Here is a 14,752-nt window from a genome sequence, read left to right as displayed (position 1 = left end):
TGGGCGGTGCATGTGCCGCGGCGGTTGCAGGAGGCGCGGGTGCAGTTGGCGCGGGCGACGGAGGAGTTGCGCAGCCGGCTGGGGCGGACGCCGACGACGGGGGAGTTGTCGGAGTTGATGTGTCTGTCGGAGGACGAGGTGGTGGAGGCGCGGTTGGCGGCCAATGGCTACAACTCGTCTTCGTTGGACGCGGCGATCGGTGGGAGTGAGGAGGGGGAGAGTGCGCTGCAGGATTTCATCGGGTGTGAGGATGCGGCGCTGGAGTTGGTGGAGGACTTCCATGCGCTGGCGCCGATGATCGCGGAGCTGGAGGAGCGGGATCGGGTGATCCTGCACCTGCGGTTCGTGGAGGAGTTGACGCAGGCGCAGATCGGTGAGCGGCTGGGTGTTTCGCAGATGCATGTGTCGCGTCTGCTGTCGCGCACGCTCAAGCGGTTGCGGGAAGGGCTGCTGACCACCCGCTGACCCCCGCCGCCCAAGGGACGGAATCGGTGGGAATGAAGGTCACGCGCCCGGGCACAAGCAGTCGGGTGAACGTTTCGACAACGGCTCGTACGACGTCCGTGCCCCGGCTCCGCGGCAGCTGGGCGCCGGACGCCGCGCCGATCCGGACCACCGTCGCGCTGGACGGGAACGCCGGCTGCATCGCCGAGGCGCGACGCCGCGCGGCGGGCTTCCTCACCCGTGCGCGGGACGGGCACGGCCTGCCGGTGTCGGCCCGGGCGCTGGACCTGACCCAGCTGGTGGTCAGCGAGCTGGTGACCAACGCCTGCAAGTACGCCCCTGGCCCGGTCCTGGTGGACATGCTGATCACCGGCGGACTGGTCGAGCTGTCGGTGTCGGACGGGGATCCGGCGCTGCCGGTCGCCCGGGCCGCGGAACCCGGCCGGGTCGGACAGCACGGCCTGGAGATCGTCATGGCCGTCGTCCGCGAGTTCGAGGCGCGGCGCACCCCCCTGGGCAAGCGGATCACCGTCCGCGTATCCCTCGACGACGACGATTCCGGCGCTGCCGGCTCGCTGCGGCCGGGCGGAACGCCTTGACGGGGCGCCGCCCGTCTGCCCGCCCCCGCCGGCTGGACGGCTACCCTCTGCCGCCGCCGGGCCGGTCGAACAGCTGGACGTCACGACACCCTGAAAGGGGACTGATCATCCGGGACGGCGACGGTGCGACGGCCGCGCGCCGGCGAACCGCTGCTGAACGGGGGGACCGTCCGCGCACCGGCACCCCCGCCCGTGGGCGGTGGCTTGCGTTCGCAGGACCGATGCGGGACTGTTGTCGGACGGCATCATTCGCCAAGATCAGGAAGGTGGTGGGGCGCGCACCCTGCGTGCCCCTTCTCGTGTGCGCTTCTAGCGGCTCCTCTGCAAGCCCGCGCAACGCCGCTGACAAGGTCGGTGCGACGTGGGGCGAGGCCCCTTGTCCCGTGCTGGTCGTAGACCCTCACGGGGATCTGGTGCGGATCAACCGGGCCGCCCGGACGCTGCTGCCGGGAGCCGGTCACGGGGACAGCCTCCACGACGTGGTCCCGTCCTGGTTGTCCGACGCCCATCAGCGCCTCGTGCGGAGGCAGGGCGACGCCTCATCCGTCGCGCCACCGAGCGGCGCCATCGACGAGCGCCTCTTCGAAGCCCACGCCTCGGCGTCGGCCGACGGGGACGTGGTCTGGTGGCTGGTCGACGACACCGGCCGGCACCTCGCCGAACAGGCACTGCACACCGCCCAGGAGCGGACGGACATCCTGGCCCAGGTGTCCAGCGCCCTGCTGTCGACCCTGAACGCGGACCGCTGCATGGAGATGGCCGCGGCCATGGCCGCCGAACACATGGCCGAGGCCGCGGTGGTCCTCTCCCCGCCGCACGGCCGGCGCCACACCCTGACCTACGCCGTGCGCGGCGGACCCGCCACCCGGGTGAACCGGCAGATCGATCCGCGCGGCGTCCCCGGCCTCAGCGAGGCGCTGCAGGGCTTCCCGCCCGTTCCCGCCCGCTGGATCAACCCCGACGACATACCGGACTGGCTGCTCCCGGACGGCTTCTCGGCCGCCGGCTCGGTCATCGTGACCCCGCTGCCCGGCCACGGCGTACCGGCCGGAGCGCTGGTGCTGCTGCGCTCCAGCACCGACAAGGGCTTCTCCGAAGGGGAGGAGATCTTCGCCCGCCTGTTCGCGGCGCGGGCCGGAGCGGCCCTGTCCGCGGCGCGGCTGTACACGGAGCAGGCGGCCATCACGGCCACACTGATGCGGGAACTGCTCCCGCCGGTGCTGCGCCGCACCCACGGCGTGGAGTACGCGGCGGGCTACCGGCCCGCCAAGGACAACGAGCGGGTCGGGGGGGACTTCTACGACTTCCACCCCGCGGCCGAGCCCACCCAGGAGACGCTCGTCGTGCTCGGCGACGTCGCGGGCAAGGGCCTCGAGGCCGCCGTGCTGACCGGCAAGATCCGCAACACCCTGCACGCGCTGCTGCCCCTGGCCGCGGACCACCAGGAGGTACTGGACCTCCTCAACGGAGCGCTGCTCAGCTCCCATCACACCCGCTTCGCCACCCTGGTGCTGGCCTCCGTGAGCCGCCGCGCCGGACGCGTGCGCCTGCGGCTGACCAGCGCCGGGCATCTGCCGCCCCTCGTCGTCCGCTCCGGCGGCGAGGTCGAACAGGTCCCCACCCACGGCACGCTGATCGGCGCGCTCCCGGTGGTGACGGCGCGCACGGTCGAGACGACGCTCGCGCCCGGGGACACGTGCCTGCTGTACACCGACGGCATCACCGAGGCCCGCGGGGGCCCGCTCGGCGACGAGTTCTTCGGCGAACCGCGGCTGCGGCGCGCGCTGGCCGAATGCGCGGGGCTGCCCGCGGAGGCGGTTGTGGAGCGCGTGCAGATGCTCGCCTCCCAGTGGGTGGGAGCGGGGCACCACGACGACATGGCCACGCTCGCCGTCGGCGCCCCCAGGACCGGCCCGCTCACGGTGGTGGGCGGCACCGCCCGGCATCCCCTCCCCAGGAGCGGCCGGTGACCCACCCCGCCACGACGGCCGAGGTCCGCGAGCGGCTGTGGGAGGCCGTCGCCGCCGGTGACGAGTACGACGCGGTGCGCACCGTCCGCGCCGCGCTCGCCGACGGCACCGACGAGGAGAGCCTGCTCCTGGACGTCATCGCGCCCGTCCAGCACAAGGTCGGCGAGGAGTGGGCCGCCGACCGCTTCACCGTTGCCCAGGAACACGCCGCCACCGCCATCAACGAGCGCGTCGTCGCCGCCCTCGCGCACCACCGGCACTGGGACACCGGACAACGGGGGCGGGTGACGGTCGCCTGCGTGGACGGCGAGTGGCACGCCTTCCCCGCCCGGCTCGTGGCCGAGGTGCTGCGCCTGCGGGGCTGGCGGGTCGACTACCTCGGCGCGCAGACCCCCACCCCGCACCTGATCGCCCACCTGCATCACACGGACCCGCAGGCCGTCCTGCTGTCCAGCTCCCTGCCCACCCACCTGCCGAGAGCGCACAGCGCCATCACCGCCTGCCAGGCCGTCGGCGTACCGGTCCTGGCCGGCGGCCCCGCCTTCGGCCCCGGCGGCAGATACGCCCGCGCGCTGGGAGCCGACCTCTGGGCAGCCGACGCCCGCGAGGCCGCCGCGGCACTGGAGGCCGGACTCGCCCGGCCCGCCCCGTCGGCCGTGCGGCAGGTGGTCGACGACCTCCCGCACCTGGCCGACCAGGAGTACACGATGACCGTCCACTCCCGTGGACGACTGGTCAAACAGACCCTCACGGATCTGGAGGACCGCTTCCCCGCGATGCGCGGCTACAGCGACATCCAGCGGGAGCGGACCGCGGAGGACATCGCCCACATCGTCGACTTCCTGGCCACCGCGCTGTACGTCGACGACGCCGAGGTCTTCACCGCGTTCCTCACCTGGACCGCCGGCATACTGCAGGCGCGCCGGGTCCCGGCACGCTCACTCCTCGCCGGACTGGACGCCCTGATGGAACAGGCGCGTGATTTCCCCCGCACCCTCGGTCTGCTCCAGGACGGGGCTTCGGCGGTGCGCTCCCATCCCGTCCCCCGACCCGACACCCGCGTATGATCGAACATCCGCCCGCAGAATTCGGCCTCACCGTGGTGAGCGAGCCCATGACGTTGACGTTCCACGTCACGGGCGAGCTGGACTACGACACCAGCGGCGACCTGGTGCACTGCGTCGTCGAGCACATCGACCGCCATCCGGGGCCCCGTGAGGTGCGGCTGGACTTCCGCGCCCTGACCTGGATCGACTCCTCGGGGCTCTCCGCCCTGCTCATGATCCACCGGCGGGCGGGCGCCGCGGGCGCCGAACTGCGCCTGGACAACCGCCCCGGTTTCCTGGACGACCGGCTCCGCCTCACCAATGTGCTGGAGCACCTCATCGGGTGCGCGCAGCCACTCGACGCCGGCACGCCCGAGGCCGACGGCGACGCCACCAGGGCCGGCGTCACCTGAGTCCCCGCCGCCGTGCGTTCACCGCGCTTGCGGTCGTGAAGGATGGAATCCTGCGCACGGGGCAGACGGACGCGCGGGACTGCGGGTCGCGCCGGCTCAGCCGAGCCACCTGGCCGACGCGACCGTGACGGGGGAGAACGGAGCCGACATGAGTGAGAGGGCCGGCGTGGGGGCGGGCGGCGACGCGCGGCGCACCGCGGGTACGCGCGAGGTGTTCGCCGACGGCGGCCGGACCGGCGCCGACCTCGCCGCCGTCGACTGGGCGGCGACCCCACTGGGCCCGCCGGACCGGTGGCCGCAGAGCCTGCGCACGGCCGTCAGCATCATGCTCTCGTCACGGTTCCCCATGTGGATGGCGTGGGGACCCGACCTGACGTTCTTCTGCAACGCCGCCTACCGGCGCGACACCCTGGGCCTCAAGTACCCCTGGGCGCTGGGCCGGCCCGCGCGTGAGGTGTGGGCGGAGATCTGGCCCGACATCGGCCCGCGCATCGAACGGGTTCTGGGCACCGGCGAGGCCACCTGGGACGACGCCCTCCTGCTCTTCCTGGAACGTTCCGGCTATCCCGAGGAGACGTACCACACCTTCTCCTACAGTCCGCTGCGCGACGACGACGCGCAGGTCGTCGGCATGCTCTGCGTGGTCAGCGAGGACACCGACCGGGTCGTGGGCGAGCGGCGGATGGCGACACTGCGCGACCTCGGCTCCGACCCCACCGTCGTGCGCACCGAGGAGGAGACGCTCGCCTTCGCCTGCCGGCAACTGGCGCGCAACGCGCGTGACCTGCCCTTCACCCTGACCTACCTCTTCGCACCGGAGGAAGGCGCCCGGCTGGCCGGGAGCACGGGCCTGCCCCCCGGGCACCCCGCCGCCCCGGCCGTGCTGCCGGAAGGCGCGACCGGCCTGCTGTGGCCCGCGGCCGCCGCGGGAAGCGGTGAGTCCGTGTGCGTGCCGCTGACGGACGACCGTTTCGGAACCCTGCCCGCGGGCGACTGGCCGGAGCCGCCCACGGAGGCCCTCGTGGTGCCGCTGCAGCAGCAGGGCGGCGAACCGTACGGGTTCCTGGTGGCGGCCCTGAACCGCTACCGTCCCCTCGACGACGCGTACCGGGGCTTCATCGGCCTGACGGCCACGCACCTGGCCTCCGGAATCGGCAGTGCGCGCAGCTACCGCGCACAGCAGCGGCGCGCGGAGGAACTGGCCGAACTCGACCGGGCCAAGACCACCTTCTTCTCCAACATCAGCCACGAGTTCCGCACTCCGCTCACCCTCATGACCGGCCCCGCCCAGGAGCTGCTGACCCGGCTGGCGGACGCGGAACCCTCGGTGCGGCAGGACCTGGAGGCCATACACCGCAACGGGCTGAGGCTGGGCAAGCTGGTCAACACGCTGCTCGACTTCTCCCGCATCGAGGCCGGCCGGATGCAGGCCCGGTACGAGCCGGTCGACCTGGCCGCCGTCACCGCCGAGCTGGCCAGTGTCTTCCGCTCCGCCGTCGATCGGGCCGGACTGGCCTTCCACGTGGACTGCGCTCCTCTGCCCCAGCCGGTCCACATCGACCGCGGCATGTGGGAGAAGGTGGTCCTCAACCTGCTCAGCAACGCCCTGAAGTTCACCTTCGACGGCACCGTCACGGTGACCGTGCGCGAACGGGACGACGCGGCCGAGGTGCTCGTCGCGGACACCGGCACGGGAGTACCGGCCGCCGAGATGCCACGGCTGTTCGAGCGGTTCCACCGCATCAGCGGCAGCCGGGCCCGGTCGAACGAGGGCAGCGGCATCGGTCTCGCCCTCGTCAGGGAACTGGTGCTGCTGCACGGCGGCACCATCACCGCGGACAGCGAGGAAGGCAAGGGCACCTGCTTCACCGTCCGGCTGCCCTTCGGCACCGCGCACCTTCCCGCCGACGCGGTCGTCGCGGCCGGACCCCACGTGCCCGCCGTGACGGCAGCCCCTTACGTACTGGAAGCCCTGCGCTGGCTGCCGGAGAACGACACCGCGGCGCAGCAGGCGGGCGTCGGCACCGCGCCGGCGGCGCCCCCCGCACCGCAGACCGCCGGAAAGCCGGCCCACGTGCTGATCGCCGACGACAACACGGACATGCGCGAGTACCTCACGCGCCTGCTGACCCAGGCCGGCTACCGGGTGTCCGCCGTCGCCGACGGGGACCAGGCCCTGCGGGCCGTACGCGGCGCGCCGCCCGACCTGATCGTCAGCGACGTCATGATGCCCCGCGTCGACGGACTGTCGCTGCTGAACGCCCTGCGTACCGATTCCCGCACGGCGTCGCTCCCCGTGCTGCTCCTGTCCGCCAGAGCCGGTCAGGAAGCGGCCATCGAAGGCCTGCGGGCCGGAGCCGACGACTATCTCGTCAAGCCGTTCGCCGCCGCCGAGCTGCTGGCACGGGTGCGCGCCAACGTGGAGCTGGCCCGGCTGCGCGGACACCACGTGCGGTGGCGCACCGCGCTCGTGGACTCCCTGCAGGAAGCCTTCTTCGTCTGCGACGGGAACGGCGCCGTCATCGAGATCAACGCGGCCTTCTCCGACATCCTCGGCTACGGTCCCGAAGGGCTGCCGTACCGCCCCGTCCACCCCTGGTGGCCCGACGCGGCAGCGGATCCGGACGGACACCGCGCGGTCGCGGACGCCCTCACCGCCGTCCTGCGGGAGCGGCACGGCATCCGTACGGTGCCCGTCGTCCACCGGGACGGGCGCCGCCGCTGGATCGCGGTGAGCTTCACGCGCACCCAGGACCCCGACACCGGGCGCCGCGTGATCGTGGGCACCTTCCGTGACGTCACGACCGAGCACTACGCCGTCCAGCGGGAAAGCGCGCTGGCCGCCCTCGGCACCCGTCTGTCCCGGGTGACCAGCCTGACCGACACCCTCGCCGCGGCCCTCGACCAGCTCAGGGAGCTGTGGCGCGCCGACAGCGTCATGGCGGTGGTCCTCGGCTCCGGCGACCGGCCCTCCGTCACCGCCACGACCCCGGCCGACTGGCAGGAGCTGCCCGAGCCGCGCCGGCGCGCGATCACCGAGCTGCACCGGCGCCCCCTGCTCACCTCGGCGTCCGACGCCACCGGGGGAGGGATCCTGCTGGAGCACCCCGAAGGCCCGATGGCGCTGTGGGTGGAGACGGGCCGTCACCGGCCCTTCGGCGACGAGGACCAGCTGCTGCTCGCCGTGCTGGCCGGACAGCTCGCCCAGGCCCTGGCCCGGGCCCACCAGTTCGACCAGCAACGCGTCACGGCGCTGGCCCTGCAGCGTGCCATCCTCGGCCCGTCGGAACTCCCCGGCGGATTCGCCGTCCGCTACGAACCCGCCACACCGCCGCTGGAGGTCGGCGGCGACTGGTACGACACCATCGCGCTGCCCGACGGCAGGATCGGCATCGTCGTCGGCGACTGCGTCGGCCGCGGGCTCGAGGCCGCCGCCGTGATGGGCCAGCTCCGCAGCGCCTGCCGGGCCCTGTTCCTGCAGGACACCGGCCCCGGCCGCACCCTGGCCGCCCTGGACCACTTCGCCACCGGTGTCGCCGCCGCCGTGTGCACGACCGTCTTCTGCGGTGTCCTCGACCCGGGCTCCGGTGTTCTGACCTACGCGAGCGCCGGTCACCCGCCGGGCATCCTCGCCGGTCCCGACGGCGCCACGAAGCTGCTGGAAGAGGGCCGCTCGCTGCCCCTCGGCGTGCGGCCCGGACGCGTGCGGCCGGAGGCGACCACCGTCCTGCCGGTCCGCTCGACCCTCCTGCTCTACACCGACGGACTCGTCGAGCGCAGGCGGCAGGCCCTGAGCACGGGGATCCGCCGGGCCTGCGACGCCCTCGTGGCCGGCGGCGACGTCCCCCTGCAGGAACTCGCCGCTCACGTCACGGACCGGCTCGCGCCGCAGGACGGCTTCGAGGACGACGTGGCCCTGCTGCTGTACCGGTACCCGGCCCCGCTCACCCTGTCCTTCCCCGCCCGGCCGGGGCAGCTGGCGCCGGTCCGCCATGCCCTGCGCACCTGGCTGGAGAACGCCGGTCTGGCGCCGAAGGCCGCGATGGACGTCCTGATGGCGGCGGGGGAGGCGTGCGCCAACGCGGTCGAGCACGGCCACCGTGACGCCCCAGGCGCCTCCATCGGTCTGCGGGCCGAGGCCTCCGCGCACCGGGTCCGCCTCACCGTCGCCGACAGCGGGCGGTGGAAGGAGCCCCAGCCCGAGGCCAACCCGCTGCGCGGCCGGGGAATCAGCCTCATGCGCAAGCTGATGGACCACGTGACCATCGAGCCGGCCCCGGCCGGAACCACTGTCGACATGCACACGAGGATCCGCTGATGCCCACTGCGCTCACCATCACTCCGCAGAGACGGCGCGACGGCACCGTGCTCCTTACCGTCGCGGGCGAGATCGATCTCAGCAACAGCGCGGAGCTGGCCCGGACACTGGACCGGTTCTCCGGCGGCGTCGTGATCGATCTGACCGCCGTCGACTACCTGGACAGCGCCGGTCTCAACGTCCTGTTCGCCCACGCCGAGCGCCTGGAGCTGATCGCACCGCCGCTGCTCCAGCCGATCCTGACCGTCTCCGGACTGGCGGACCTGAGCACCGTGCACGCCCCGCCCGGGGACGGCCCGGCGGCCTGACATCGCTCACGCACCGGCAATGCGTACTAACGTATGAATTGTCACGCTTGCCAAGAGCAACTCTGGGAACTCGGGGCTCATGGACCGCCTGTCAATGTCAGGGGAGTGATGTCGTGACAGCGCGCCTCGGGGCCGAGGAAGAGTTCCATGTCGTGGACGTGGAGAGCGGGCATCTCGTACCACGGGCCCACGAACTGCTCGGCCGTACGGACAGACCCGGTTTCACCGGTGAACTGCAGCAGTCGGTGGTGGAGAGCAACAGCGGTGTGCACGACACCCTCGACGGGCTGTGGAAGGACCTCGCCTCGTCCCGGCGCCGCCTCGACACGGCGGCGACCGCCCTCGGCCTCGCGGTCGTGGCCGCCGGGACCGTACCCCTGGCCGATGTCGCCTCCCAGCACGTCACCGCCGATCCCCGCTACCGGCGCATGGCCGACGACTACCGCCGGCTCTCCGACGAACAACTCATCTGCAGCGCCCAGATCCATGTCGACGTACCCGACCGGGACACCGCCGTCCGCGCGATGTGCCTGGTCTCGCCCTGGCTTCCGCCGCTGCTGGCCCTCTCGGCCAGCTCGCCGTTCTGGCTGGGCTCCGACACCGGCTACGCCAGCTGGCGATCCATGCTGTGGCAGCGGTGGCCGACCGCGGGGCCGGCCGGCTGCCACCGGGACGCCGCCGACTACGACAGGTCGCTCGCGGAACTGATCCGCTCGGGCGTCATCAGCGACGCCGGCATGATCTACCACGACATACGCCCCTCGGCCCACCAGAGCACCCTGGAGCTGCGGATCTGCGACGCCTGCCCCCGGGTGGAGACCGTGGCGCTGGTCGCCGGGCTGTTCCGCGCCCTGGTGCACCAGGCCCGAGAGCGCCTGGAACGTGCGGACGGACCCCTGTGCGACGGCCGTCACGACTGGCTGAGGGCCGCCACCTGGCGGGCCGCCCGCTCCGGCCTGGAGGGACACCTGGTCGACCCGGTGACGCGCCGCGCGGCGCCGGCGCCGGCCGTGCTGACCGGCATGCTGGCGAGGCTGCGCCCCGCGCTCGAGGCGACCGGCGACTGGGAGAGCGTGCACGCCCTGCTGGAGGAGGCACTGGCCGTCGGTACGGCGGCGCACCGGCTGCGCCGGGCCACCCGCACCGACGACCTCCTCGCCGGCGTCGACCTGATGGCGGCCGAGACCCGCGGTGAACGCAGGACGCCCCGCCCGGCGGCCCGCTCCCGGCGCCCGGCCGCCCGGCCGGACACCCTCGGCGCCCATCCGCACGCCGACAGGTCCGCCGCCGCGACACCGAGCTCATGATGTGCCCATCCGACCGGCGGTCCCATGACGGGTCCCGCCTCGCGCCCCGGACGACCGCCGGTCAACGCCCGATCGAGGAAAGCCACTTCCCCATGCTCACCAAGCAGGATCCCCTGACACCCGGCCATCCGCTCCCGGAACACCGCGCGTGCGGGACGGGGCCGCCGCCCGGACGACGCGGCCGCCGCGCGCGCCGCACGACGGGCCAGGCGATCCGGGGAAGGGGAAGCAGCTGATGTGCGGACTGAGCGGAGAGATACGGTTCGACGCCGAGCGGCCGGACGTCGCGGCGGTGGAACGGATGACCGACCGGCTGGCACCGCGCGGACCCGACGGCCGGGGCGTGTGGTCGCAGGGACCGGTGGCCCTGGGACACCGCCGCCTGAAGATAATCGACCTGTCGGAGACCGGCGCCCAGCCCATGGCCGACCCCCGTGCGGGGATCGTCGGCGTCTTCAACGGCTGCGTCTACAACTACCGGGAGCTGCGCGCGGAACTCCGCGCGCTCGGCCACGAGTTCTTCTCCGGTTCCGACACCGAGGTGGTGCTGCGGGCCTACCAGCAGTGGGGCGTCGACTGCGTCCGGCACTTCCTCGGCATGTTCGCCTTCGCCATCGTGGAACTCCACAGCGGACGCGTGGTGCTGGCCCGTGACCGGCTCGGCATCAAACCGCTCTACCTGGCGCAGACGCCCGACCGGCTGCGCTTCGCCTCCTCGCTGCCGGCCCTCCTGGCCGCCGGCGACGTGGACACCTCCCTGGACCCGGTGGCCCTGCACCAGTACTTCAGCTGGCACGCCACCGTGGCGGCACCCCACACCGTCCTGAACGGCGTGCGCAAGCTGCCTCCGGCCACCGTGCGCGTCGTCGAACGGGACGGCACCCACCGCGACCACCGCTACTGGCAGCCCCCGTACACGCGCCGCCCGGAACACGCCGGGATGAGCGCGCAGGACTGGACGGACGCGGTGCTGGACGCGCTGCGCACCGCCGTACGCCGCCGGATGGTGGCCGACGTCCCGGTGGGCGTGCTGCTGTCCGGCGGTCTGGACTCCAGCCTCATCGTCGCCCTGCTCGCCGACGAGGGACAGCACGACCTGGCGACCTTCAGCGTCGGATTCGAGTCCGAAGGGGGCGAGGAGGGGGACGAGTTCGTCTACTCCGACCTCGTCGCCCGCCACTTCGACACCCACCACCACCAGCTCATGGTGCCGTCCGACCGGGTGTCGGGGGCACTGGAGTCGGCGGTGCGCGCCATGAGCGAACCCATGATGAGCCATGACGTGGTGGCCTTCCACCTGCTGTCCGAGCAGGTCGCCAAGGAGGTGAAGGTCGTCCAGAGCGGCCAGGGCGCCGACGAGGTGTTCGCGGGATACCACTGGTACCCGGCCATGGCCGGCGTGCCCCGGCAGCGGGCCGCCCAGGCGTACGCCGACACCTACTTCGACCGCTCCCACGCCGAGCTGGCCCGCATCCTCGAGCCGCCTCACCTGCCGGAGCGGGACACCTCCACCGAGTTCGTCCGCGCCCACATGGCGGCCGACGGGGCGGAGACGGCCCTGGACGCCGACCTCCGCCTGGACACGCACGTGATGATGGTCGACGATCCCGTCAAACGCGTGGACAACATGACGATGGACTGGGGCCTGGAGGCCCGGGTGCCCTTCCTGGACCACGAGCTGGTCGAGCTGGCCGCGGCCTGTCCGCCCGAGCTCAAGCTCGCCGACGGCGGGAAGGGCGTCCTCAAGGCCGCCGGGCGCAAGGTCCTCCCGCGCAAGGTCGTCGACCGGCCCAAGGGTTACTTCCCGGTCCCCGCGATCAAGCACATGGCAGGACCGGTGCTGCAGCGGGTCCGCGAGGCGCTCACCGCCCCGGAGGCCCGGAAACGCGGCGTCTTCCGCCAGGAGTACGTCGCAGAACTGCTCGCGGCGCCCAACGCGCACCACACCCGGCGAGGAGCGAACGCACTGTGGCAGGTAGCGCTGCTGGAGACATGGCTGCAGACGCACGGCATCCACTGACCCCGACGGTCCGGGGCGAGGAGGGGACGGGGACCGCGCCCGCCGCCGCACCCGCCCCGGACACGCGACCCCCCGGCCACGAGTGGCCCCAGGCCGCCGCCCGGCCGCGCGGCCGGGCGCGGCCGGAGCCGGCCGGGGGACCGCCGGCACCGCATCCGCCGCCGGAAACAGCCGGGGGAGCCACGGCCCCGGCGGCCCAGTCGGCGCCGGAGCCGGTGGCCCTGCCGGACTCGGCCGCCCCGCACGACGTGCCGCAGCGGCTCGTCGCCCACGGCTGCTGGTACCCCTCGACGGACCCCGACGGCCGGTACGTCGCCTTCATCTGCGACCGCACCGGAGTACCGCAACTGTGGGCCGGACCCGTGGACGGGGACCAGCCGCACCTGCTGGACGCCGACCCCGACCCGGTGACCGAGGTGTCCTGGTCTCCCGACGGCCGCTGGATCGCGTACACCACCGCACCCGGCGGCGGTGAACTCACCCGTGTCCTGTGCGTGCGCCCCGACGGCACCTCGCGCCGTCTGCTGGCCGGCGGCGAGCCCGGCGTCTCCGCGCACCTGGGCTGCTGGTCACCCGACAGCTCGGCCGTCGCGGTCACCATGACGGAGCCCGCGCCCGCCGGCCTCGCGCGCACGGGCCCCGACCGGCCGGCCGCCACGACGGAGCCGCCGGTGCCGGCCCACTCCGGCGGCTGGACGGAGCGCGACGGCCGCGCGGTCCTGCTGGGCGCCGCGCCGCTCGCGTCCGTGCCCCACCAGGAGCCGCAGCGGACGGTGCTCCACGGCGGCCTCGGAGCACCCCCGGACGAACAGGAGCACAGGACCCTCGCGGCCTACCTGGTCGACCCAGAAGGCGGAGCCGCACCGGTGCTGGTCGCGAGCGAGGGCGGGGCGCCGACCCTGCGGGTGTGCGCACTGAGCCGGGACCGCTCGCTCGCCCTGGTGCGCCGGGGACCGCGAGGCCGCCGCGAGGCACTCGTCGTACGCCTGCGGGACGGCACGGTCACCGGCTCCGTCCGCGTCGCGGACGGCGACCCGTGGATCGGCGGCTTCGCGCCGGACGGCCGCACCCTGTGGCTGCGCAGCGACGCCGGGCGCGAGTTCGCGGCACTGGTCGCGGTCAGGCTCGGCCCGCGGGGGCAGTGGCTGGGTCACCGGGCCGTCGCGGCCCGTCCCGGCTGCGATCTGGAACTGCTGGCCCTGGGCAGGGATGGGCGCAGCGCCGTGCTGTCGTGGAACGCGCGGGGTGTCAGCGAGCTGGAGATCGTCCCCCTCGATCCGGCCGCACCGGCCGTGCGGGGCACGGGCCCGCACGAGCCGTCCGCCGCGACGGGCCCGGCCGTCGAACTGCCGCACGAGGTGATCACGCGGCTGGTGCCCACCCCGTCCGCCGACGGCCCCGTGCTGGCGCTGTCGGGCTCCCGGCGCCGGCCGGGAGTGTGGTGGCTGCACCAGGGCGCGGCGCTGCGCACCCCCTGGTCCTCGCGCGACGAGGACGCCGTCCCGCCCGGCCGCCCACCCGTGCGGCCGGTGCCCCTGCGCCCCGTCGCCCGGGACGGGCTGCCCCTGGGCGGCTGGTACTACCGGGCGCCGGGCCGCTCCGCGCAGGAGCCGGCCCCTTGCGTCCTGCACCTGCACGGCGGCCCCGAGGAGCAGGAACGCCCGATGCTGGATCCGCTCTACCACGAACTGCTCGGCCGGGGACTGGACGTCTTCGCCCCCGATGTACGCGGCTCCTCCGGATACGGCCGCTCCTTCGTCGACGCGGACCTCGGCGAGGGCCGCTTCGCCGCGCTCGACGACGTCGCCGACTGCGCGGCCCACGTGGTGGTGGCGGGGCTGGCCGACCCGCGGCGCCTCGCGGTGATGGGGCGTTCGTACGGCGGCTATCTGACGATGGCCTCTCTCGTGTGGCATCCGGAACTCTTCCGCGTCGGTGTCGCGGTGTGCGGGATGTCGGACCTCAACACCTTCTTCGCCGGCACCGAGCCCTGGCTCGCCGAGTCGGCCGCGCACAAGTACGGGCACCCCGAACGTGACCGCGACCTGCTGCGGGCCCTGTCTCCGATGAGCCGTGTCGACGCCCTGCGCGCCCCCGTGCTGGCCGTGCACGGCGAGCACGACACCAACGTGCCCGTCCGGGAGTCGGAGCAGTTCGTCAGGGCGGCGAGGGAGCGGGGGCTGGAGGCCGAACTCCTCCTGCTGCACGAGGAGGGCCACGAGTTCCGCCGCGCGGACAACCGCCGCCTCTTCCGCCGCTCGGCCGCCGACTGGATCCAGCGGCATGTGGCGGTCTGACGCGTGAGGCCGGTATCCGGGCGACCGGAG

Annotated in this window: 10 protein-coding genes; all 10 read left to right on the top strand. The window is 73.6% G+C overall.

What is annotated here, in order from left to right; all coding sequences use genetic code 11:
* Window positions 1–465, top strand: a 465-nt coding sequence (locus IE177_RS20850) for a sigma-70 family RNA polymerase sigma factor (protein ID WP_190016845.1), incomplete at its 5' end; no start/stop codon positions are given.
* 65 nt (window positions 466–530) lie between these two features.
* On the top strand, window positions 531–1,043 hold the full coding sequence (locus IE177_RS20845) for an ATP-binding protein (protein WP_373305128.1): 513 nt from the start codon (window positions 531–533) through the stop codon (window positions 1,041–1,043).
* A 383-nt stretch (window positions 1,044–1,426) separates the two neighbouring features.
* Window positions 1,427–3,013 carry a PP2C family protein-serine/threonine phosphatase gene (locus IE177_RS20840; RefSeq protein WP_229816183.1) on the top strand — a complete coding sequence of 529 codons (1,587 nt, stop codon included), beginning with the start codon at window positions 1,427–1,429 and terminating at the stop codon, window positions 3,011–3,013.
* Window positions 3,010–4,080, top strand: a complete 1,071-nt coding sequence (locus IE177_RS20835; protein ID WP_190016843.1) for a cobalamin B12-binding domain-containing protein — start codon at window positions 3,010–3,012, stop codon at window positions 4,078–4,080. The genes IE177_RS20840 and IE177_RS20835 overlap by 4 nt, the downstream gene beginning before the upstream one ends.
* Window positions 4,081–4,127: 47 nt before the next feature.
* A complete protein-coding gene (locus IE177_RS20830; RefSeq protein ID WP_190016842.1) occupies window positions 4,128–4,472 on the top strand; it encodes an STAS domain-containing protein in 345 nt (114 codons plus the stop codon).
* Between the two features lie 148 nt (window positions 4,473–4,620).
* Window positions 4,621–8,790, top strand: coding sequence for a SpoIIE family protein phosphatase (locus IE177_RS20825; protein ID WP_190016841.1), 4,170 nt, complete (start codon window positions 4,621–4,623; stop codon window positions 8,788–8,790).
* Window positions 8,790–9,098 (top strand): STAS domain-containing protein, encoded by a 309-nt coding sequence (locus tag IE177_RS20820; protein WP_190016840.1) that lies wholly within the window; start codon window positions 8,790–8,792, stop codon window positions 9,096–9,098. Before IE177_RS20825 ends, IE177_RS20820 begins: the two co-directional genes overlap by 1 nt.
* 113 nt (window positions 9,099–9,211) lie before the next feature.
* On the top strand, window positions 9,212–10,405 hold the full coding sequence (locus IE177_RS20815; protein ID WP_190016839.1) for a carboxylate-amine ligase: 1,194 nt from the start codon (window positions 9,212–9,214) through the stop codon (window positions 10,403–10,405).
* A gap of 235 nt (window positions 10,406–10,640) precedes the next feature.
* Window positions 10,641–12,425: an N-acetylglutaminylglutamine amidotransferase gene (locus tag IE177_RS20810; RefSeq protein WP_190016838.1), complete on the top strand. Its 1,785-nt coding sequence runs from the start codon at window positions 10,641–10,643 to the stop codon at window positions 12,423–12,425.
* Window positions 12,398–14,722, top strand: a complete 2,325-nt coding sequence (locus IE177_RS20805) for a prolyl oligopeptidase family serine peptidase (protein ID WP_190016837.1) — start codon at window positions 12,398–12,400, stop codon at window positions 14,720–14,722. The genes IE177_RS20810 and IE177_RS20805 overlap by 28 nt, the downstream gene beginning before the upstream one ends.
* Window positions 14,723–14,752 lie beyond the last annotated feature (30 nt).

Origin of the sequence: Streptomyces lucensis JCM 4490 (assembly GCF_014650035.1) — a bacterium.
GTDB lineage: Bacteria > Actinomycetota > Actinomycetes > Streptomycetales > Streptomycetaceae > Streptomyces > Streptomyces lucensis.
This window is presented reverse-complemented; position numbering and strand designations above follow the sequence as displayed.